At 70.2% G+C, this 21,535-nt stretch carries 19 protein-coding genes, 1 tRNA gene and 2 pseudogenes; 11 read left to right on the forward strand and 11 right to left on the reverse strand.

Translation table 11 applies throughout. The annotated features are described in order from the left end of the window. From AC07AZ_RS33960 to AC07AZ_RS33975, 4 genes are all read right to left on the reverse strand, one after another. On the reverse strand, positions 1-689 hold a 689-nt coding region (locus AC07AZ_RS33960; protein WP_478854588.1), incomplete at its 3' end, for a PTS sugar transporter subunit IIA. 187 nt (positions 690-876) lie between these two features. Continuing rightward, positions 877-1,824 carry a 1-phosphofructokinase gene (gene pfkB, locus AC07AZ_RS33965; RefSeq protein WP_478854589.1) on the reverse strand — a complete coding sequence of 316 codons (948 nt, stop codon included), beginning with the start codon at positions 1,822-1,824 and terminating at the stop codon, positions 877-879. Further along, entirely contained in the window at positions 1,821-2,582 is a 762-nt protein-coding gene (locus AC07AZ_RS33970) for a DeoR/GlpR family DNA-binding transcription regulator (RefSeq protein ID WP_478854590.1), read from the reverse strand. The genes pfkB and AC07AZ_RS33970 overlap by 4 nt, the downstream gene beginning before the upstream one ends. 293 nt (positions 2,583-2,875) lie before the next feature. Further along, entirely contained in the window at positions 2,876-4,399 is a 1,524-nt protein-coding gene (locus AC07AZ_RS33975; RefSeq protein ID WP_478854591.1) for an MFS transporter, read from the reverse strand. A gap of 62 nt (positions 4,400-4,461) precedes the next feature. Here AC07AZ_RS33975 and AC07AZ_RS33980 point away from each other — a divergent pair, with 62 nt between their 5' ends. Further along, the gene (locus AC07AZ_RS33980) at positions 4,462-5,427 is read left to right on the forward strand and encodes a helix-turn-helix transcriptional regulator (RefSeq protein ID WP_478854592.1); all 966 of its coding nucleotides are present in this window, start codon (positions 4,462-4,464) and stop codon (positions 5,425-5,427) included. 46 nt (positions 5,428-5,473) lie between these two features. On the opposite strand, the gene AC07AZ_RS33985 is transcribed toward AC07AZ_RS33980, so the two are convergent. Both AC07AZ_RS33985 and AC07AZ_RS33990 read right to left on the reverse strand, forming a co-directional pair. After that, positions 5,474-6,241, reverse strand: a complete 768-nt coding sequence (locus AC07AZ_RS33985; RefSeq protein WP_478854607.1) for a TetR/AcrR family transcriptional regulator — start codon at positions 6,239-6,241, stop codon at positions 5,474-5,476. A gap of 551 nt (positions 6,242-6,792) precedes the next feature. Beyond that, the gene (locus tag AC07AZ_RS33990) at positions 6,793-7,791 is read right to left on the reverse strand and encodes a sigma-70 family RNA polymerase sigma factor (RefSeq protein WP_478854593.1); all 999 of its coding nucleotides are present in this window, start codon (positions 7,789-7,791) and stop codon (positions 6,793-6,795) included. 170 nt (positions 7,792-7,961) lie between these two features. On the opposite strand from AC07AZ_RS33990, the gene AC07AZ_RS33995 reads away from it, so the two are divergent. Continuing rightward, positions 7,962-8,552: an N-acetyltransferase family protein gene (locus AC07AZ_RS33995; protein WP_478854594.1), complete on the forward strand. Its 591-nt coding sequence runs from the start codon at positions 7,962-7,964 to the stop codon at positions 8,550-8,552. A 51-nt stretch (positions 8,553-8,603) separates the two neighbouring features. On the opposite strand, the gene AC07AZ_RS34000 is transcribed toward AC07AZ_RS33995, so the two are convergent. After that, the gene (locus AC07AZ_RS34000; protein ID WP_478854595.1) at positions 8,604-9,395 is read right to left on the reverse strand and encodes a dioxygenase family protein; all 792 of its coding nucleotides are present in this window, start codon (positions 9,393-9,395) and stop codon (positions 8,604-8,606) included. A 138-nt stretch (positions 9,396-9,533) separates the two neighbouring features. On the opposite strand from AC07AZ_RS34000, the gene AC07AZ_RS34005 reads away from it, so the two are divergent. After that, positions 9,534-10,043 (forward strand): MarR family winged helix-turn-helix transcriptional regulator, encoded by a 510-nt coding sequence (locus AC07AZ_RS34005; protein WP_478854596.1) that lies wholly within the window; start codon positions 9,534-9,536, stop codon positions 10,041-10,043. 171 nt (positions 10,044-10,214) lie between these two features. Here AC07AZ_RS34005 and AC07AZ_RS34010 read toward each other — a convergent pair whose 3' ends face one another. Beyond that, complete coding sequence (locus AC07AZ_RS34010) at positions 10,215-11,750, reverse strand: MFS transporter (RefSeq protein ID WP_478854597.1); 1,536 nt, start codon at positions 11,748-11,750, stop codon at positions 10,215-10,217. A gap of 180 nt (positions 11,751-11,930) precedes the next feature. Next, the gene (locus AC07AZ_RS34015; RefSeq protein ID WP_478854598.1) at positions 11,931-12,575 is read right to left on the reverse strand and encodes a TetR/AcrR family transcriptional regulator; all 645 of its coding nucleotides are present in this window, start codon (positions 12,573-12,575) and stop codon (positions 11,931-11,933) included. 610 nt (positions 12,576-13,185) lie between these two features. Between AC07AZ_RS34015 and AC07AZ_RS34020 the strand changes: the two genes are divergently transcribed. From AC07AZ_RS34020 to AC07AZ_RS34030, 3 genes are all read left to right on the forward strand, one after another. Continuing rightward, the gene (locus AC07AZ_RS34020; RefSeq protein WP_478854599.1) at positions 13,186-14,490 is read left to right on the forward strand and encodes a M6 family metalloprotease domain-containing protein; all 1,305 of its coding nucleotides are present in this window, start codon (positions 13,186-13,188) and stop codon (positions 14,488-14,490) included. A 353-nt stretch (positions 14,491-14,843) separates the two neighbouring features. After that, entirely contained in the window at positions 14,844-16,526 is a 1,683-nt protein-coding gene (locus AC07AZ_RS34025) for an IclR family transcriptional regulator domain-containing protein (RefSeq protein ID WP_478854600.1), read from the forward strand. Between the two features lie 51 nt (positions 16,527-16,577). Further along, positions 16,578-16,650, forward strand: a tRNA-Arg gene (locus tag AC07AZ_RS34030). A gap of 158 nt (positions 16,651-16,808) precedes the next feature. Here the strand turns inward: AC07AZ_RS34030 and AC07AZ_RS34035 are convergent. Next, positions 16,809-17,291, reverse strand: a complete 483-nt coding sequence (locus AC07AZ_RS34035) for a sigma factor-like helix-turn-helix DNA-binding protein (protein WP_478854601.1) — start codon at positions 17,289-17,291, stop codon at positions 16,809-16,811. Between the two features lie 615 nt (positions 17,292-17,906). After that, positions 17,907-18,488: pseudogene (locus tag AC07AZ_RS34040) on the reverse strand (tyrosine-type recombinase/integrase); the annotation flags it as partial. 515 nt (positions 18,489-19,003) lie between these two features. Here AC07AZ_RS34040 and AC07AZ_RS34045 point away from each other — a divergent pair. From AC07AZ_RS34045 to AC07AZ_RS34065, 5 genes and pseudogenes are all read left to right on the forward strand, one after another. After that, positions 19,004-19,261 carry a hypothetical protein gene (locus AC07AZ_RS34045; RefSeq protein WP_478854602.1) on the forward strand — a complete coding sequence of 86 codons (258 nt, stop codon included), beginning with the start codon at positions 19,004-19,006 and terminating at the stop codon, positions 19,259-19,261. Between the two features lie 220 nt (positions 19,262-19,481). Continuing rightward, entirely contained in the window at positions 19,482-19,946 is a 465-nt protein-coding gene (locus AC07AZ_RS34050) for a hypothetical protein (RefSeq protein WP_478854603.1), read from the forward strand. A gap of 295 nt (positions 19,947-20,241) precedes the next feature. Beyond that, a complete protein-coding gene (locus tag AC07AZ_RS34055) occupies positions 20,242-20,787 on the forward strand; it encodes a GIY-YIG nuclease family protein (RefSeq protein WP_478854604.1) in 546 nt (181 codons plus the stop codon). Between the two features lie 12 nt (positions 20,788-20,799). Next, a complete protein-coding gene (locus AC07AZ_RS34060) occupies positions 20,800-21,291 on the forward strand; it encodes an HNH endonuclease (protein ID WP_478854605.1) in 492 nt (163 codons plus the stop codon). Positions 21,292-21,458: 167 nt separating this feature from the next. Further along, a pseudogene (locus tag AC07AZ_RS34065) lies at positions 21,459-21,535 on the forward strand (helix-turn-helix domain-containing protein); the annotation flags it as partial.

Consider the following 21,535-nt stretch of genomic DNA (forward strand, 5'->3'; position numbering starts at 1 on the left):
GGAGAACAGGGGGCGGTGGAACACATCGAAACTGCTCTCTCTTCTTTACCACACCCTTCCCCCTCGGGGGGGCTCTTTTTTGTGGGGGTGGGGGGGGGGGGCGGGGGGGCCCCCCCCCCCCCCCCCGCCACGGAGTCTTCGGCGGAACCCGCGCCGCCCGCGGCTCCCGCGCCGCCCGTGCCGCTCACAGCAGCCGTGTCACCCACAGCCGCGGTGTCACCCGTGCCGGGCGCGGAGGCCGCCGCGGGTTCGTCCCTGCGGATGAGCGCGGCCGCGGCCGCCGCGCCGTCCACCGACCGCAGGGCGGAGGTGAACTCGGCGTTCATGAGCTGCCGGGCCAGCGACGACAGGATGGTGAGGTGGGCGTCGTCCGCGCCGGCCGGGGCGGCGATCAGGAAGATCAGGTCGGCGGGCCCGTCGGGGGCGCCGAAGTCGATACCCGCGGCGCTGCGGCCGAAGCCGAGGGTCGGCTCGGTGACGTGTTCGCTGCGGCAGTGCGGGATGCCGATTCCGCCGTCGAGGCCGGTCGGCATCTGCGCCTCGCGGGCGGCCACGTCGGCGAGGAAGCCCTCCAGGTCGGTCACCCGGCCCAGGGCGACCATGCGCTCGGCGAGGGCACGGGCCGCCGCTTCCTTGGTGTCGGCGGACAGGTCGAGATCGACCAGGTCCGCGGTGATCATGTCGCTCATCGCGGGCTCCTTCGCACGCGTATCGCCCGGCAGACGCGGTGGGCGAGGGTGGTGACGGGGACGGGGAGGGGGGTGGAGACGGGGACGGGGGTGGAGACGGGGATACGGCCCTCGGTCAGGGGCGCCGGCGGGGTCGCTCGTTCGCGGGGAGCCCCGGCGCCCCGGCTCCGGGGCGGGGCGTACGTCGTCATGCCGCCGGCTCCTTCAGTACGCGGTCCACGGGCACCTCGGAGGTGACGGTCACCGCGGCCGGGTCCAGGTCGCCGGGCCTCGGCATCACGCTGCCGGGCAGCTGTACGGCCGCCGCACCGTGCGCGACCGCCGAGGCGAGGGCCTCCGGTCCGCTGCCGCCGGCGATGAGGAATCCGGCGAGCGAGGAGTCGCCGGCGCCCACGTTGCTGCGTACGACGTCGACGCGCGCGCTGCCGAACCAGGCACCGGCGTCGTTCACCAGCAGCTGTCCGTCGGCGCCCAGGCTCGCGAGGACGGCGCGCGCGCCCATCCCGCGCAGTTCCTCGGCCGCCTTCACCGCGTCCCCGACCGTGGCCAGGGGGCGACCCACGGCCTCCGCGAGTTCCTCGGCGTTCGGCTTGACCACCTCGGGCCGCTCCCGCAGCGCCTGCAGCAGCGCGGGCCCCGAGGTGTCCAGCGCGATCCGGGCGCCCGCGGCGTGCGCCCGCGCGACCAACTCGGCGTACCAGGAAGGGGCGAGCCCCCGCGGCAGGCTGCCGCAGCAGGCGATCCAGTCGGCGTCGGCCGACTGCCGTCGTACCGTCTCCAGCAGCGACTCGCGCTCGGCGTGCGACAGTTCGGGCCCGGGTGCGTTGATCTTCGTGAGTACGCCGTCCGCCTCCGCGAGCGCGATGTTGGAGCGGGTCGCTCCGGCCACCGGCACCGGCGCGACCTCGATGCCCTGCGCGTCGAGCAGGTCGGCGACGAGCGCGCCCGGCGCACCGCCGAGGGGCAGCACCGCGACCGTGCGCCGCCCGGCGGCCGCCACGGCACGCGAGACGTTCACGCCCTTGCCACCCGGGTCCATGCGTTCGCCGGTGGCGCGGATGACCTCGCCACGATCCAGCGAGGGGACCTCGTACGTACGGTCCAGGGACGGGTTCGGGGTGACGGTGAGGATCATGCGCGCACTACCTCCGTGCCGCCGCGCTCGATGGCGGTGGCGTCTTCCGGGCTCAGCCCGCTGTCGGTGATCAGCAGGTCCACGTCGCTCAGGGCGCCGAAGCGGGCGAAGTGCTCCTGCCCGTGCTTGGCGGAGTCGGCGAGCAGCACCACGCGGCGCGCCGCGGCCATCGCCGCCCGCTTCACCGCGGCCTCGGCGAGGTCGGGGGTGGTCAGCCCGCGCTCGGCCGAGAAGCCGTTGGCGGCGACGAACAGGACGTCGGCCCGGATCTCGCCGTAGGCACGCAGCGCCCAGGCGTCCACGGCGGCGCGCGTACGGTGCCGGACGCGCCCCCCGACGAGATGGAGCTGCATGCCGGGGTGGTCCGCGAGGCGGGCCGCGATCGGCAGGGAGTGCGTGACGACGGTGAGCGCGGCCTCCAGCGGGATCGCGCCGGCCAGGCGTGCGACGGTCGTACCGGCGTCGAGGATCATCGTGCCCTCGCCCGGCACCTCCGCGAGGGCCGCCTTCGCGATCCGGTCCTTCTCGTCGGCCGCGGTCGACTCGCGCTCGGCGAGGTCCGGTTCGAAGTCGAGGCGCCCGGCCGGTATGGCCCCACCGTGCACCCGGCGCAGGAGCCCGGCCCGGTCGAGGGCCTTCAGATCCCGCCGGATCGTCTCCGCCGTGACCTGGAACTCCTCGGCCAGAGACACCACGTCCACCCGCCCGCCGTCACGCGCGAGCCGGAGAATCTCCTGCTGCCGCTCCGGTGCGTACATGCCCGTTCGCCTCCGACCGATGCCCGAACCTGTGGTTTCAGTCGGAGGCTACGCCCGGATTTCCGTAAAGTAAACAGGTTCGGAAGCAACTCAGACACAAACGGGCACTCTGTTGCCCGCTCAAGCGCCCGACCCTTCTCCGGCAGGGCGCATGGCAGTGCCCGCCGTCCGTCGTCACGGAGGGCGGGCACTCGACTCGCGGCTCGGCGCTGAGCAAGGATCCGGCCTCGGCTCCTGCGGCACCGGGATGACCGTGGCTCACCCCGCGCGCGGCCGGTGCTGTGGGGCCCCGCTCACCCCGTCAGCACCGCCTCCCGCTCCCCCGACCCCACCTCGCCGTCCGCCCCCTGCGTGTGCTGGGCCGCGCGGGCCGGGAGGGCGAACATCAGGAGGAAGATCATGGCCATCACCGCGGCCACCCAGCCCAGTGCGTGCTGGAAGCCGTTCACGAAGGCCGGGCCGATCTCGGTGGGGCGCAGGTCGTCGCCGATCGGGCCGAAGAAGACGACGGACACCAGGCCGAGACCCAGCGCGTTGCCCATCTGCTGCACGGTGTTGATGAGTCCCGACGCCGAACCCGCGTGTTCGCGCGGCACGTCCGAGAGCACCGCGTCGGTCAGCGGGGCGACGATCAGTCCCATGCCGAGGCCCATGACGACCAGGGGCAGGGCCATCTGCCAGGAGGCGATCCGCAGGCCGTACCGCTCGGACTCCCCGATGTAGAGCAGCACGCCCGCGCCCATCACCAGCGCGCCCGACTGGAGGACCCTGCGGCCGAAGCGCGGCACCAGTTGCTGGACGGACAGGCCGGCCGCCGCCGAGACCGCGATGGAGAAGGGGACCCCGGTCAGGCCCGCGCGCAGCGGGCTCCAGCCCAGCCCCACCTGCATGTACAGCGTCCACACGAGGAAGAAGATGCCGAGCGCGACCCCGAAGACGGTCTGCACCGCGATGCCGGCCGCGAAGCTCTTGACCCGGAACAGGGACAGTTCGACGAGCGGGGAGCCGTCGCGGGCGGTCTTGCGCCGCTCGTACGCCACCAGCGCCGCGAACACGACGAGCGAGCCCGCCATCGAGGCGTACCCCCACAGCGGCCAGCCCAGCTCGCGGCCGCGGGTCAGCGGGTAGAGCAGCATCAGCAGGCCCAGGACGACGAGGGCGACCCCGACGAGGTCGAGCTTGAGCGCCTTCGGCGCCTTGGACTCGGTGATGAAGCGGCGGCCGAGGATCAGGCCCGCGACGCCGACCGGCAGGTTGATCAGGAAGATAGGCCGCCATTCGAGGCCGAACAGGTTCCACTCCGTCAGCAGGGCCCCGAGCAGCGGCCCGGACACCGCCCCGAGACCCACGACGGCGCCGAAGAGCCCGAACACCTTGCCCCGCTCGTGCGCCGGGAAGGTGGCGTGGACGATCGACAGGACCTGCGGCACCATCATCGCCGCCATGCCGCCCTGCAGGATGCGCGAGGCGACCAGCATCTCCGGGTTGGCGGCGAAGCCGCACAGCGCGGAGGCGAGTGTGAACCCGCCGATGCCGACGAGGAACAGTCGCCTGCGGCCGTGGATGTCGCCGAGCCGGCCGCCGGTGATGAGGCCGGCGGCGAAGGCGAGTGCGTAACCGGCGGTGATCCACTGGATCTGGCTGAAGGAGGCGCCCGCGTCCTGCTGGATCGACGGGATCGCGATGTTGACGATCGTGACGTCGACAAGGTCCATGAAGGCCGCGGTCATCACGATCGCCAGGGCGAACCAGCGGCGGCGGTCCGCTGTCGAGGCCGGGCCGGCCGAGCTGTCCACAAGGGGTTCGGTGGAGTTCATGCCTTCACGCTACGGGCCCATTAGGTCAGATCATGTCCTAGATCTGCGGCATCCTCGATCCCATGACGACGGACACTCCGGCCCGGCTCCTTCAGCTCCTCTCCCTCCTCCAGACGCCCCGCGAGTGGCCCGGCGGCGAGCTCGCCGGCCGGCTCGGGGTCTCCCGCCGCACCGTCCGGCGCGACATCGACCGGCTGCGTGAACTGGGCTACCCCGTGCAGGCCAGCAAGGGCTCCGACGGCGGCTACCGGCTGGTCGCGGGCAAGGCGATGCCGCCGCTCGTGCTCGACGACGAGGAGGCGGTCGCGATCGCGGTCGGCCTGCGGGCCGGGGCGGGACACGCCGTGGCGGGCGTGGACGAGGCGTCCGTCCGCGCCCTGGCCAAGCTGGAGCAGGTCCTGCCGTCCCGTCTCCGCCACCGCGTCTCCACCCTCCAGGCCGCCACCACCCCGCTGACCAGCGGAGACGGCGCGAACATCGCGCCGGAGACCCTGACCGTGATGGCCTCGACGGTGGCCGGGCGCGAGCGCCTGCGGTTCGCCTACCGCGCCAAGGACGGCACCGCGTCGCGCCGCGTGACGGAGCCCTACCGGCTGGTGTCGACGGGGCGACGCTGGTACCTCGTCGCCTACGACCTCGACCGCGACGACTGGCGCACCTTCCGGGTCGACCGGGTGAGCGAACCGCTCGCGACCGGCGCCCGGTTCACCCCCCGCGAGCTGCCGACGGGCAACGCGGCGGACTATCTGAGGCAGTCGATGTACGGGCGCCAGGAGACGTACGAGTTCACGGTCACCTTCGCCGCCCCGGCCGACGTGGTCGCCCCACGGCTGCCGTCCTGGCTCGGCACACCCGAGCCGCTCGACGAGAACCGCTGCCGTCTGCACACCACGACCGGGGACACGGTCGACTGGCTGGCGGTACGGCTGGCGACGCTGGGGGTCGATTTCACGGTCGAGGGACCGGAGGAACTCGCCAGTTGCGTAAGGGAGTTGGGCACCCGGCTGGTCCGAGCGGGAAGCGCCTGACCTGACAGCCCGCGCTGCCCCCAGGGGGAATCACGGAGCGCCTCCGTCACTCCTCGCGCCGGTCCACCACCGTCTCCCAGGGGAAGTCCCGCAGCGCGTCGAGGTTCCGCAGCGCCACCGCGGCCGGCCCCTCCGGTCCGCCGGCGGCCGCGTCTCCGGCCGCCCAGCCCTCGACAGCCGTGCGTACGGCGGCACTCGCGGCGGCGGCGGCGAAACGCAGCCCGGCGGGGACGACACCGAGCGCGTCGACACCGAGCGCGTCGCCCCCGGGACCCGAACCGGGACCAGGACTCGAACCGGCCGAGGACCCGCCGTCACCGTCGCCATCGCCATCACCTTCACCACGCCCCTCCTCCACGGCAACGTTGTCGCCATGACCCGGGACATGTCCCGGTGCGTGTCCCGGTGCATGTCCCGTCACCCGTTCCCACACCACCTCCGCCAGCGTCTGTTCGGACGTGTGGCACACCTCCGCCCACACCTTGCGCAGAGCGGGGCTCGCGTCGGCCAGCCGGATCAGGGTGCGGACCCATTCCCACGAACTGGCCGAGACGCCGACGCCGGGTGTCAGCGTGTGCCGTACGCCGTGCTCCAGGGCCTGCGGGAGGGACAGGTCGGCCGGGGCCTCGCGGACCGCCACCGCCCAGCGCTCGGCGCCCGCCGCGTAGAGCGGGGCGACGGCCTCTTCCTTGGTGGCGAAGTAGCGGTAGAACGTGCGCGGCGCGATCCCCGCCGCCTGCGCGATGTCCTCGGCTCGGGTGGCCCGCAGACCGTGCCGGACGAAGAGGCCCGCCGCCGCGCGGGCGATCTCCATCCTGGTCGCGGCCTTACGGCGTTCCGTGAGCGAGGTGGCCGTGGTGGCAGGTGGGGTGAGGGAGGCAGAGGTGGGGAGACGCACATTCGGCAGGCTATGCCCATGTGACACAATCTGCCATTCGGCGGGCCACCCCGGAGTTCAGGTACGGGGTGGCCCGCCGTCCCTCTGCCCGGAACGAAGTCAGCCGGGTTCCGGCACCCGGGGGGGGAGGGTGCCGGAACCCGGCTGGTGGAGAGTCCCGGCGCCGGGGGGTGTGCGACGGGACTTGGCTCAGGGAGTCAGGGACCGGGCCCCTGGACTCCGGAGATCCGCGGAGACGCTGTGAACTGCCGGGCTCTGAAGTCTTGTTCCCGGACCTTTGTCGGTTGAAGCGGCGATACACGCCATGTTTCCGCCGTCTTGCGCCACCCGGCGTACGCGGCCCAGGGCCGTCGTACGCCATCCGGCGCGGGTCAGGTCGTGCACGCCCCTTCCGCTGACGCGACTACCCGACATTCCCGCAGCCACACCTGTCGATTGCGTAACCGGCGTGGTGGGTCTCCCGGCCGTCACGCGGCCGCGTCGAACCCCGTGTCCCGTGCCAGCTTCTTCAGCTCCAGCAGGGCGTGCTTCTCGATCTGGCGGATGCGCTCGCGGGTCAGACCGTGCTCCTTGCCCACCTCGGTCAGCGTGCGCTCGCGGCCGTCCTCGATGCCGTAGCGCATCTTGATGATCGAGGCCGTGCGCTGGTCGAGGCGGCCGATGAGGTCGTCCAGTTCCTCGCTGCGCAGCAGGGTGAGCACCGACTGCTCCGGCGACACCGCTGAGGTGTCCTCCAGGAGGTCGCCGAACTGGGTGTCCCCGTCGTCGTCGACCGCCATGTTCAGCGAGACCGGGTCGCGGGCCCAGTCCAGGACGTCCGTCACACGCGCCGGCGTCGAGCCGAGCTCGGCGGCGATCTCGGCGGGCTCCGGGTCCCGGCCGTTCTCCCGGTTGAACTCGCGCTGCACGCGGCGGATCCGGCCCAGTTCCTCCACCAGGTGGACGGGCAGGCGTATGGTGCGCGACTGGTCGGCGATCGACCGGGTGATGGCCTGGCGGATCCACCAGGTGGCGTACGTGGAGAACTTGAAGCCCTTGCGGTAGTCGAACTTCTCTACCGCGCGCACCAGGCCGGCGTTGCCCTCCTGGACCAGGTCGAGCAGGGGCAGGCCACTACGGGGGTAGCGGCGGGCCACGGCCACGACCAGCCGGAGGTTGGAACGGATGAAGACGTCCTTGGCCCGCTCGCTCTCGGCGATCAGCGCCTCGAGCTCCTCACGGGTGGCGTCCGCCTTGGACTCCTCGAACCCGTCGAGGACCTGCCGCGCGAACACACCCGCCTCGATGATCTGGGACAGCTCGACTTCCTTGGCGGCGTCGAGCAGCGGTGTGCGCGCGATCTCGTCGAGGTACATGCCGACCAGGTCGCGGTCGGCGATCTCGCCGCCATGGGCGCGAACACTGCGTGGCGCGTCGCTGGTCCCGCCGGTGGCGGACTGACGACGGGCGACGGCACGGGTTGCCATGCGTGCTCCCTTGCGATGGTGGTTCAGCGGTGGTCTCTCAGACGCTCGGCACTCTCCTCGTGTGCCCCGCATCTGATGGAAACAACGACTGGAATCCGGACAGAATTCCCAACCGGCACCGCTGTTTTTCTGATCATGCAGTACCCTGTCCCGCCACACGGGGAGGCAGGATGCCGTCGGAACGTACAGAGGTCCAGGTCAGACCGGGAGCCGAAGGTGACCTCGACGCTCTCACCGCCCTCTACAACCACTACGTACGTGAGACGCCCATCACATTCGACACGGAGGTCTTCACCCCGGAGGAACGCCGCCCCTGGCTGCTGTCCCACCCTGAAGACGGGCCGTATCGCCTGATGGTTGCCACAACGGCGGGTCCGCGGGGGATCTCACAGGAGATTCTGGGCTACGCCACATCCAGCCCCTACCGCCCGAAGCCCGCCTACGGCACCTCGGTGGAGACCACGGTCTACGTCGCCCCGGACGCGGGCGGCCGCGGAGTCGGCACGCTGCTGTACGCCGCGCTCTTCGCGGCCCTCTCCGGCGAGGACCTGCACCGCGCCTACGCCGGGATCGCCCAGCCGAACGAAGCGTCCGTGCGGCTGCACGAACGCTTCGGCTTCCGGCACGTCGGCACGTACGCGGAGGTGGGCCGCAAGTTCGGCCGCTACTGGGACGTGGCCTGGTACGAGAAGGAACTCCGAGCGGACGCCCGAGGGGACTCCCGGGTGGAACTCCGAGCGGTCCCCCGAGGGGAACTCTGAGCCGGCCACTCCCGGAGGGCGGCCCTCAGCCGAAGCCCTCAGCCGAAGCCCTCAGCCGAACTGCACCGACCGCTTGGCCATCCCCAGCCAGAACCCGTCGATCACGGACCTCTGAGCGTCCAGCTCGCCGCCCGCCTCCGCCGCGCCCATGGTCACGAACAGCGGGGCGAAGTGCTCGGTGCGCGGGTGGGCGTACCGGCCGGCCGGGGCCTTGTCGAGGAAGTCGAGCAGGGCGTCCCAGTCACGGGTCTCCAGGGCGCGGCGGCCCCAGTCGTCGAACTCCGAGGACCAGGTCGGCACTCCCCCGCCGGTGTGCCGCAGCGCGGCCAGGTTGTGGGTGAAGAAGCCGGAGCCGACGATCAGTACGCCCTCGTCGCGCAGCGGGGCCAGGGTGCGGCCGATCTCCATGAGTTTCACCGGATCGAGGGTCGGCATGGAGATCTGCAGGACTGGGATGTCGGCCTCGGGGAACATCTCGACGAGCGGCACGTAGGCACCGTGGTCGAGGCCGCGGTCGGGGATGTCCTGCACGGGCATGCCGGGGGCGCGCAGCAGTTTCCGTACCGACTCGGCGAGTTCGGGCGCGCCGGGGGCCGCGTACCGGACCTGGTAGTAGTGCTCGGGGAAGCCCCAGAAGTCGTAGACGAGGGGGACGGCCGTGGTGGCACCGAGGGCGAGCGGGGCCTCCTCCCAGTGGGCGGAGACCATCAGGATCGCCCTGGGCCGCGGCAGGTCCTTGGACCAGGCGGCGAGCTGTCCGGGCCAGACGGGGTCGTCCGCCAGGGGCGGGGCGCCATGGCTGAGATAGAGGGCGGGCATGCGCTCCTGGGTGGCGGCGGACATGGCGGCTACTCCCTCGGAAGTCGGAAGAGTGGGACGAGAGCGGGGGCGTCACGACTACTTGAACTCTCAATGTATGTGCCACCCAGCGTACGCCCGGTTTGTTTAAGATTCAAGGAGAACTCTCGTACAGTGGAGTACATGAAGACGGCACCCGCATCCGCTGAAGAGCCCCGCTGGCTCGACGACGAGGAACAGCGCGTCTGGCGCTCCTACGTCGACGCCTCCACCCTGCTCGAGGACCATCTCGACCGCCAGCTCCAGCGCGACGCGGGCATGCCGCACATCTACTACGGCCTGCTGGTCAAGCTCGCCGAGTCCCCGGACCGCAGGCTGCGGATGACCGAGCTCGCCATGATGGCCAAGATCACCCGGTCCCGTCTCTCCCACGCCGTCGCCCGCCTGGAGCGCAACGGCTGGGTGCGCCGCGAGGACTGCCCCTCCGACAAGCGCGGCCAGTTCGCCGTCCTGACGGACGAGGGCGCCGACGTCCTGCGGCGGACCGCGCCGGGCCACGTCAGCGCCGTACGGCAGGCGGTCTTCGAGCGGCTCACCCCGGAACAGCTGAAGTCCCTCGGCGAGATCATGCAGATCCTCGCCGAGGGACTTCAGCCGAACGGAGCGGGTGCGGACCTGCCCTGGCTCCGCTGAACCCGAGTCCGGCGGAGACAGGGCAGGCCCGTCAGGGTCGTGCGTGCGGGGCGTCCCCTTCCCCGTGCGCACCGTCGGCGACGTGCACCGACGAGGGTCGAACAGTTGTCGAAGCGGGTTCCCGGTGGCCCCGGGGCCGTCCGCACAGCTCGGGCGGACGGCCGTCGGGGATCAGTGCATGACCACCGGCACGGCCGCCTCGTCCTCGACGACCTCGCCGGAACCCGCCACCGTGGTGCTGCCCGGGCGGCCGGTGTTGATGAGGGTCGCCGCGACCGTCGCGGCCGCCACGAGGATGCCCACGGCGAACCAGATGGCGTTGGTGTAACCGTGCACCTGGCCCTCCAGCTGCACCAGCTGCTGCTGGGACCTGGAGGCGGCGGTGCCGATGTGGTCCTTGATGTACGAGGTCGTCGCCGAGGCGGCGATCGTGTTCAGCAGGGCCGTACCGATCGCGCCGCCCACCTGCTGCGAGGTGTTGACCATCGCGGAGGCGACACCGGCGTCACGCGGCTCGATGCCGAACGTGGCCAGCGACATGGCGGGCATGAACGCCGTACCCATGCCGAGACCGAGCAGCACCATGCCGGGCAGGATCACGCCGGAGTACGAGGAGCCGATCTCCAGCTGGGTCAGGAACAGCATGCCGACGCTGGCGACCAGGAAGCCCGGAGCCATCAGGAAGCGCGGAGCGACCCGGGTCATCAGGCGGGTGCCGATCTGCGTGGAGCCCACCATCATGCCCGCGATCATCGGCAGGAAGGCGAAGCCGGTCTTGACCGGCGAGTAGCCCTTCACGATCTGCAGGTAGTACGTCAGGAAGAGGAACAGGCCGAACATCGCGATGATCGCGAGACCGAGGGAGAGGTAGACGCCTCCGCGGTTGCGCTCGGTGATGACGCGCAGCGGCAGCAGCGGGGCCTTGACCCGGGACTCGGTGACGACGAACGCGGCCAGCAGCACCGCGGAGGCGACGAACAGGCCGACGGTCACGGAGTCACCCCAGCCGTCGGACTCGGCGCGGGTGAAGCCGTAGACGAGGGTGACCAGACCGAGGACGGAGAGGATGACACCCGGGATGTCGAGCGGCGAGCGGTTGCGGCCGCCGGCCGGCTCACGGATGACGAAGTACGCGCCCGCGGCGGCGACGATCGCGAAGGGGATGTTGACGAAGAACGTCCAGCGCCAGTTCATGTACTCGGTGAGGACACCGCCGAGGATGAATCCCACGGCGCCGCCGCCACCGGCGATCGCACCGTAGATACCGAACGCCTTGGCGCGTTCCTTGGGCTCCGTGAACATCACGGCGAGCAGGGAGAGCGCAGCGGGCGCGAGCAGCGCGCCGAACGCACCCTGCAGGGCACGGGCACCGAGCATCATCGCCTCGTTGGTGGCCGCGCCACCGATGGCGGACGCGGCGGCGAAGCCGATCAGACCGGCGACGAAGGTGCGCTTGCGGCCCCACAGGTCCGCGATACGACCGCCGAAGAGCAGCAGACCACCGAAGGCGAGGGCGTAGGCCGTGATGACCCACTGCCGGTTGCCGTCCGAGATCCCCAGGTCCTGCTGGGCGGAGGGCAGTGCGATGTTCACGATGGTCGCGTCGAGGACGACCATCAGCTGGGCCAGCGCGATGAACGACAGGGCTTTCCAGCGGTTGGCATGGGCGTCGGCGACGCCGGCGGCCTTTACGGCTGTTTCAGACATGGGGATACCCACTTCGGTACTTCGTGACGGAAAAAAACGTGTGCAGGGGACGGCTCGTCGGTTGGCGACTGCCGGAAGCTGAACGCGATCTCGACCGCTCGCTCTCCGCGAGCTCAGCGGGTCGAACGGGTCGGGACCGAGACCGTCTCAGCCGGATCGACAAACTCTCTGAACTGTGGCTCAGGCTTGGCGGAGGTCCTCCATGGTCGCGGCCGTGCCCGGCAGGACGGAACGGGCCGGGGCCCGCAGTCCGTCCAGGAACAGCTGCAGGTGACGGTGTACGAAGCGGTCGGCGCTGAGGCAGCCCGTGCCGGCCGGCGGCCGGCTGAGCTGGGCCACGGCGACCAACAGGTCACCGACGCCCACATCGGTACGGAGCCGGCCGGCCGCCTTCGCCCGGTCCATGAGCTCCTCGACGAGCTGCTCGACGCGTTCACGCGCGTCCACCAGGTCGGGGTGGTTCTGGTCGAAGGTGCTGGCGGCCATCGGGCACAGTGCGCTGATCCGCTCGTCGGCGGCAGCGTGCACGAAGCGCTCCAGCGCCTCGAAGGCGTCACCGGTTTCCGCGAGTCCCTGCTCGGCGGCCTCGGACGTGCGGTCCATGACCGAGCAGACGACCTCGCGGACCAGCGCGTCGCGGTCCGGGAAGTTGCGGTACAACGTGGCGTTACCGACGCCGGCCCGGCGGGCGATCTCGTCGAGCGGCACGTCAGGGCCGAACTCGACGAACATCTCCTGGGCGGCGGTGACGATCCGCTCCCGGTTGCGCAGGGCGTCGGCACGCGGCCGGGTCACCTTTCGCTGCACGGCGGTCGCGGTGGTCACGGTGTGCTCCTCGGGTGAGTGGGCGGGCGATCCGGGGATCGTTTCCCCGTTTCGCTCGGACACAGGTCTAAACGGGGAAACGATCCCCGGTTATTTCCCGCATCCGAAGAAGTTTCCTGTGACCTGGGTCACATCGCGGACGGGGTCGCTCCAGACGTCCGGACGTCACTCGCGCGCCACTTGAGGGCCACTTGAGGGCCACTTGGACGCTACCCGGGCGTCGGCTGGACGCCGGCCACACCCCGAGCACGGGCCCTTGCGGGCGGCCCGCCCTCGCCCGCCGCTCCGGTTCGCCATGGGTCTGCGGGCGACCGATCTCCGGGCCACGGCGATCCCCGCGCTGCGGGTCTCCTCGCCACGGATCGCCGCGCCGCCGATCTCCGTGCCACCGGTCCCCTCGCCACCGATCTCCGCGCCGCCAGGAGTCGGGGCGCCCGGGGTCGGGGCGCCGGGGTCGGGGCGCCCGGGGTGCTGGAGCCCCGGTACGGCCGCCGCATCGGTGGCGCCCCACGTTCGGCTGCCCCAGCGCGCGCCCTGCCAACTCGCGGCAGAGGGTGATCGAAAGGGTGCAGCCGGTGACCGGCGGCTGCCCGGAGCGAAAGGCCCGTGCATGCAGCCGCAGTCTGAGGGGCCCGGCGGGCCGCACCGCCGTCGGATACGCCCGCGGCGTGTGGCCGCCCTCGCCTCCGTGACCGTCCTGACCCTGGCGGTCAGCACCTCGGCCGGCACCGGACACCTCCCCATGGGCCACCTGGTGGCCGGGGCCGGGCCGGTCTCCCTGGACCGCTCCCCCGCGCTCAGCCCCTGCCTGATCGGCAGCGGCCCGGCCGTCCAGATGTCCGAGGGCGTCCCGACGTCCGGCGGCTACTCCCGCTCCACCGGCACCGTCCGCGCCCTGACCCTGATGGTCGACTTCTCCGACGCACCCGGCCAGGGCAGCGCGCTGGACCGCTTCCACGAGTTCTTCCCGCAGACCCAACAGTGGTTCCACACCAGTTCCTACGGCCGTCTCGACTACCGCCCCGAGACACCGATACCCACCTGGCTGCGCATGCCCAAGCCCTTCGACGCGTACGGCATAGAACGCGGCGCCCCCTTCGACCCCGGCTACCGCCGGCTGGTCCAGGACATCGTGGCCACGGCCGACCCGAAGGTCGACTTCCGCTCCTACGACTTCCTCAACGTGCTGATCACCCCGAACGCCGGCCCGTCCGCGCTGGACACGGTCCTGTCGGTGACCTTCGCCGGCAACACGGAGGCCCCGGTCGCCGACGGCGTTCCGGTGGCGAACGCGTCCTTCGTCTACTCCCGCCAGGACGACGGCTCCGGCTCCTACGACCGCACCGGCTACCGGGTCCTGCCGCACGAGAACGGCCACGTCTTCGGCCTGCCCGACCTCTACACCCAGGAGGGCGGGGGCGCGGTCGGCCACTGGGACATCATGAGCGAGGACTGGGGCGCCAACAACGACCTGTTGGGCTGGCACAAGTGGAAACTGGGCTGGCTGGACGCCTCCCAGGTGCACTGCGCGGCCCGGCCCGGCACCACCGAGTACACGCTGACACCGCTGGCCCGGCCCGGCGGGGTGAAGCTGCTCGTCGTCCCGGTCGGCCCCCGCACCGGGTACGCCGTCGAACTGCGCACCCGCGAGGGCAACGACGCGGCGGTGTGCCGGCCGGGCGTACTGATCTACAAGGTCGACGGAGACGTGGACACCGGCATGGGACCCGTGACGGTCTACGACTCCCGCCCCAACAGCGGCGGCTGCACCCGCAGCCCGAACGTCCACGCCGAACTCTCGGACGCACCCTTCGCCCCCGGCGAGGACTTCACCGACCCGAGAAGAGGACTCCGCATATCGGTGACGGGCGCGGACCTCAAGGGCGACTATCGGGTGCGGGTGACGCGGAGGTAGGGGGGTCGGCGCGTTGGGGGGTGGCGGGGCTACGGCGCATTGGGGGGTGGCGGGGCGGCGCCACGTTGGGTGGTTGCGGGCCTTCGCCACGCCCTTGTCCCACGGGCGGTAACCGGACCTCGCCGCTCGGCGGTGGCGGGCCCTTGCGACGCGGCCGTAGCGACGGGCCCGGCCGTAGCGGTGAGCCCGGCCGTAGCGGTGAGCCCGGCCGTGGCGGCGGCCGCCGGCCCTCGGAAGGGACGGACCGGACGGTCGGACGGGACGGACCGGACGGACCGGACGGACCGGACGGCATTGGCGACCGACGGGACTACGGTAGGCCGGGTCCGCATGACCGCCGTACCGGAGAACCGATGCCCGCCTCCCCCACGATGGACTCCGACGAGAGCGCCGCGACCGCCACGTCCGCCGCCCGCCCGGAGCGGACCGAGGCCGACGGGGGTGCGGACGGGACGAGAACCGCCGGCGCACCGGCGCCGTCCACTCCGGCCGTGCCGTCGGAGGCCGTGACACCACTGATCCGGGGGATCGCCGTCCTGCGGGCGCTGACCGAGTCGGGCGGGACGCTCAGCCTGAGCGGGCTGGAGCGGGCCACCGGCCTGGCCCGCTCCACGGTCGACCGGATCACGGCCACGCTCACGCGCATGGGGTACGTCCGCCTGGACGGCCGGGACGCGATTCTCACCCCTCGCGTGATGGAGCTGGGCAACGCCTACCTGGCCGCCCTCGGCCTGCCCGCGCTGCTCGACGCACACGCGGACGCCCTCGCCGACGAACTGGACGAGTCGGTGTCGCTGGCGGTCGCCGACGGCGACGGCATCCGCTTCATCCACCAGGCCACCCGCCGCCGCGCGATGTCCCTGAGCTTCCGCATCGGCGACCTGCTCCCGGCCGAACGCACCGCGCCGGGACCGCTGTTCGCGGCCGAGTGGACCGACGAACAGTGGCGCCGCTGGCACGAGCGCCGGGCGGCGGACCCGAAGGACGAGGGTTTCCCGGCCGTACCACCACGCGAACACGTCATGCCGGACGAGGAGTTCGAGCGGCGGGCCGCGCGTGCGGGGGAGGACGGCTGGGCACTGGACGACCAGCTGATCGAGCCGGGCCTGGTGGCGGTCTCCATGCCGGTACGGGACCCGCGGACCAGCCAACTCGCCTGCGTGGCAAGCGTGGTGAGCCACACAAGCCGGCACACCGCGACGGAGCTGCGCGACACCCTGCTGCCCATGCTGCGGGCGACGGTGCAGCGGATGGAGACGGACCTGGCGTCGGCGCCCTCGGCCCCGCCCTCCCCACCGGTGCCGGCGCCGGCGGGCCTGGCGACCTGGACGGGCGCGTCGAAGCAGGAACTCGGCAGGAAGTTCGTCGAGTCGCTGGCCCGCGGCCTGACGGTACTGACCGCGTTCGGCGAGGGCAGGGCGGCGCCCACACTGACGGAGGTGGCGAGAGCGACCGGGCTGGCGCGGGCGACGGCCCGCAGGGCACTGATCACGTACGAACATCTGGGCCTGGTCAGGCAGGGCCAGAACCGCACCTTCCACCTGACCCCCGCTGTCCTGTCCCTGGGCTTCCCGCCCGTCTCCCGCACCTCGCTGTCCCGGATCGCGACCCCGCACCTGGAGGACCTGGCGGCCCGCATCCACGAGTCGGCGTCACTGGCGATCCTGACCCCGTCGGGCGAGGAGGTCCAGTACACGGCCCGGGCGGCCACGAACCGCGTCATGAGCGTCAACATCACGATCGGTACCCGCCTGCCGGCCCACGCCACGTCACTGGGCCGGGTCCTGCTGGCAGACCCGGCACAGAGCTACGCCCTGGTCGACGGAGAACTGGAGGAGGGCCTGCGCGCCATCGCGGTCCCGGTCCGCGACCGCACGGGCAAGGCGGTCGCCGCGGCGAACATCACCGTCCACGCCGCCCGCCACACAGCGGCGGACTGCGTCGAGAACCTCCTCCCGGAGCTGCTGACGACGGTCACCCGCATCGAGGCGGACCTCCGAGTAGCAGGCCACTTCACCCCCGTCCCCCCGACCTGATCCCCTCCCACCCCCACCCCACAGATCCGGTACGCTGACGCCTGTAGCCCTGCCTTCGTAGCTCAGGGGATAGAGCACCGCTCTCCTAAAGCGGGTGTCGCAGGTTCGAATCCTGCCGGGGGCACAGAGAAAGGGCCAGCTCAGAAGGGGTTTCCTCCTGAGCTGGCCCTTCTTCGTTTCCCACCCCGTGCCACAGGCCTGCCACATCATCCGGCAGAGGGCTCGTCGCCCCGGCAACAACCTAAGGGCTACACACCACATCCGTCCTAAATCCGCCACCGGTCACTCTGCGTCCACCAGCTGATCCTCGATAGAGCGACGCCATCGATAGGCCTTCTGCCTGCAAGCGGCGGAACAGTAGCGGCGAGGCCGAGAGAGAGGAGCGTCTCGGCAGAGTGCGGCTTGGAAGTCGACGTGCGTCACTCTCGTTGGCAAAGCGTGATCACACCACTCGCACCATGGCGCCCAAAACTCCACCGTGCTTCGCCGGATCAAGCGCCGCAGCCCGTCGTCAACCAATAGGGTGCCGCCGCGCCCCTTCAGTTCCTCCTCAAGGAGCGGGTTGAGACGCGCGTACGTTCTGGCGATCTGCTGGTCAACGGCACGCCTGTCTCGGCGCAGGTGCGTGGCTATATCGCTGGTCGAATAGCCGTACAGGACATGCATCAGGAAGGCCACCAAGTCGCCTGTGCTCAAGCTTCCCAGCACCGTACTGAACAGTTGCGTGCTTGCAACTGGACACTCGTCATTCCTGCGCCGTGTCACCCGTCGGCCCTCTCCCCGGCAACTAGATTCCTAGCACCGTTGGCCTGCATGACTACAACGATGCCCGTACTGGGTGCAGAAGCAGACTCGGTTGCCGACAACTGCGGGGGTGACGACGGCCGCCCCCACGGAAGCAGACCACACATGGACGAGATGACGTGGCTCAGCCCGAGAAGGACTTGGGAGAGGTCTCTGCGATCAGCGCGTCGCACCGCCAGACAGCCAATGAAGGCGGCCAGCAGTAGCACGGCCAGCAAAGCAAAAACCGCGAGCGCCAGCAGCCAAATCGGCAGGCCGAGAGCAGCAGCCGATACGAAAGTGGGCAACAGCAACCTCCTACATGGCGAAGGGCCCCCGAACAGGTTTCGGGGGCCCTGGGGCACGAAAAAGGGCCCCTGCTCCTTGGGGGAGAAAGGGACCCATAGTCGAACTGGGCGCACTTAGCGCCCAGTTGAGAGCATCATAACACGCACTCCAGACAACACCAGACACTGGAATTCGCAGGTCAGAGCCCTGACCATCCAGTCAAATATTTTCGTCACGGCAGCTGATGCAACATTACGAGCGATACGTTGGAGAGCCCTGTCTGGTCCCTCCATGTCTGGCTCTGTAGTGCTACTTCGATGCTTCCGATTCAGACGAGCCCGATTGCTCTTCCACGCTTACGCGGATCATGGGTCCGAGGCGGTCAGCGATGGTCCGGTCGCGGTCGCTGCTCGTGTGCTGGTAGATCAGCGCGGCGCGTGAGCTGCTGTGGCCCATGCGGGTCATCAGCTCACGGGTGCTGGCCCCCGCCTGGGAGGTCAGCGTGCTGCCCGTGTGCCGAAGATCGTGGAAGTGCAACTCGGCCGTGACAGCCGCAGCCTTACGGGCCTTCACCCGGTCGTCCCGGAAGTTGCTGCGCCGCAGTTGCCCGCCCTGGGGCCCGACGAAGACGTGACCGTCACGGCCGGGGGCGGCGAACTGCTCTAGGGGGTGCGTCACGTCGTCGACGAGCTCGGCGGGGAACGAGATGGCACGTACCCCAGCGGACTTCGGCACTTTGTCGAAGAGCCGGCCGTCCTGCAACTCGGCTTGAGACCGGCGGACGCTGACGGTCAGCCCCTCCAAGTCGATGTCCCGACTGCGGAGGGCGGCGAGTTCGCCGAAGCGCAGCGTGGTGAACGCGGCCAGGAGGACGAGCAGCCGAAGGCTGGGGTGGTACCTCGAGAGTGCAGCCATGGACCCTGGCGAGTACGAGGAAGAAGCACGCGGTACGCGCAGCCGCTGCATCCGACGCCGCCGTGGGCACATCATCGATCCGCTGGACCGCTTCCACAAGACCGCGCCACCTCAACCACGGGTTGATGAGTAGACCGTTAAGACTCTGCTGGCCGCTCGGGCTTGTGGAGTCATTTGCAACAGTCGCACCCAGGACGGCATCCGTATGACGCTGCCTCGCCGCACTCGATCAGATCGTGACAGAACACAGCATCGATGTCCCTGCTCTGGCGGCCAGGTGAGGCACATCAACGAAGCCGAGATCACGGATGGCTGGCAGGGCTGGTAGCCCGTTGCTGTACAGCAACCCCAGCAACCGTCAGCGCCCAACACCGGTCCTCTCGAACCTCCCCGCAGCCTGTATGACCGTCAATGACCGATCTCTCCCGAGCTACGGATCAGATGGTCTCGACGGGGCACGCGCCGGCAGAGGCGTCAGAGACGATGGCCGCATGCGCTACTTCAACCAGACCGGTTGGCTCGCGATCTTCACCGGCACGGAGACGATGATCGGGCGGACCGTAGACGTGGACGCCTGGGACGACGCCACGGGCGTGGCCCTCATTGTCGATCCCAGGCGGGGCACGCGGCGGGTCAGGCGTACCCAGACTTCTCCCACCTGGAGCGAGCTGACCGTGTGGTGGCCGCCGTGCCTGGCGGCGGGTGGCGAGCGTACTGGAAGGACGAAGGCCCCGACAGGGGACCGCTGACCGAGCAAGTACTCGCGTGGCTCGTCACGGCCAAAGGGCGAGCCACCCCCATCACCGTCGACGCTCATGGATACGTGGACGACGTGGAGGACCGCCCATGAACGCAGGTGAACGGCCCCGTCCGAGGCCGTCGGGACCACCACCACAGTTGGAAAGCGTGTTGCCGTCGGAGTTGGGCAACGCCCCGCGGAGGACGACCGCTGCGTGATCAGCTTGGGTTGTGGAGACCATCATCGCCAGCGGGATAGCCGTCCTGGGAACGCTGCTTGGTTCGGGAATCACCCTGGCCTTCCAGCAGCGCACCGCCGACAGAAGTCACCAGTTCAGCCGTCAGGAGAAGCTGCGACAGGAAAGACTCGATGCCTACTCTGCCTACGCCGGCGCCTTGGTCAACTACCGTCGCTGCCTGGTTCATCTCTGGTTCTGCGAGCATGAACAGCCACCACCGGAGGACCCCGACACGGTGCGGATCCGCGCCTACGACCTGCGATCCAACGCCCAAGAGGCACTGTTTCGCGTGCAGATGCTCACCGATGACGAGACGCTGAGCCAGGCCGCGGAGGACGTGCTCGCAGACGTTACGGTGCTGTCCAAGACAGACAGCAGAACAGAACTCGACGATGCCAGGGTACGGACCCGTGACGACATCAGCCGACTGGTCAGGGCAGCCAAGCAACACCTCTGAGGCGCTTGCAGACGGGGCGGTTCGTAGAGCCCCACGCCGACAGCGACGCACCACAAGCGCACCAGATCAAGCGGGAACAACGGGGAATCACGGTGAAAGCAGCCGGGCCAACTAACGCTGCGTGCAGGCTGTTCGAGCAGGTTAGTGCCCCCAAGAGGCCTTCGATGCCCGCAGCTTCCCAAGCTGAGTGTCGTCTGTTGGCGGAGCCCGGTGGCCCGCATTGCTGACGCAGACGTCACCTGTCGTTGTCGCCAAGTAGCCTGCATCCAGTGTGCTTTCCCGCGCTGGAGGTTCCATGGACGCAACCACCCTCACCAGTCCTGCACGGCTGTGGTCGGCGCGAGAGGTCTTGTTGCGGCACTGCCCTGTACCAGCAGCGGCCGGAGTCTACGGGTGGCATTTCAAGGAGGCGCCCCACCCCGACTTGGCCCCCGGACGACTGCTATACGTCGGCATAGCTCCGCGCCACATGTCCAACCGGACCAGCACGCAGAACCTGAGAAAGCGCGTCCGATACCACTACCGGGGCAACGCGGCTGGATCAACTCTGCGGCTCACCCTTGGCTGCCTGCTCGGGCTGGAGCTACGCCGCGTAGGTAGCGGAACCCGCCTAACGTTCGGTAAGAGCGGGGAAGCCACCCTCAGCCGATGGCTGGCCAACCACGCGCAAGTGTGCTGGCTGGAACACGACGAACCGTGGACCTTGGAGTCGGAGCTCATCGCTCAGCATGACCTGCCCCTGAACCTCGACCAGAACCGCCACAACGGCTTTCACGACCGCCTTAAGGAAGTGCGTGCCAAAGCTCGGGAGCGGGCAAGGGCCTTGCCCATCAGCGCGTAGAAGGAAGCACAGGTGAGCAACGAAGACGTGCCCACCCCTCGGCGCAGCGAAGCCAAGCGCGCCCAGGATCGGCGCCGCCGGGAGCGCATGCGGGACAATGGGGGCATCGAGCGCTACACAGCGGAAGAGATCGGTGAACGGGACGGCTGGATCTGTGGCCTGTGCCAAGATCCAGTAGACGAGGCCTATCAGCATCCAGACCCTCGGTCATCGAGCATCGACCACGTCCGCACCATCGCGGCCGGCGGCGCTGACACTCGCGACAATGTGCGTCTCACACACTGGGGCTGCAACCATGAACGCAACGCCAGCACCCCCCTCGGGACCGTCGAGGAGGCCGAATCACAGCGTACCGTCCTCCTTCGGATACCCGCCCTTCGGGCCTACGCAGAAAGCCTCAGGGCCGAGGACATGATCCGCCGCTCTCAGGCTTTCCATGCACCCGAGAGGTATCGCGCAAAGTTGGCGCGTCGGGTGGAACGCTACGAGCGCGAAGGACGCTGATCGCGTGCGCATCTACGAAGGAGCGGCGGGCCACAGCCGTGGCAGATGCGGGGGTCAACCACGGTCAACAACGGTGGCTGACGGGTCTACTCGTGCCCTCTACTGACCTTTGCGGCGTGTTGTCGCCGGGGGCTGACGATGCGTGATCCTCGCGGTATGCCGGTTGTGTGAGATATCCGCAGGGTGGTGGGCTGACGCCTGGACGGCAGGCGTTTCGCGAGCGGATCCGGCTGGAGGCCGCGGA

Source organism: Streptomyces sp. NPDC043878 (assembly GCF_056435735.1).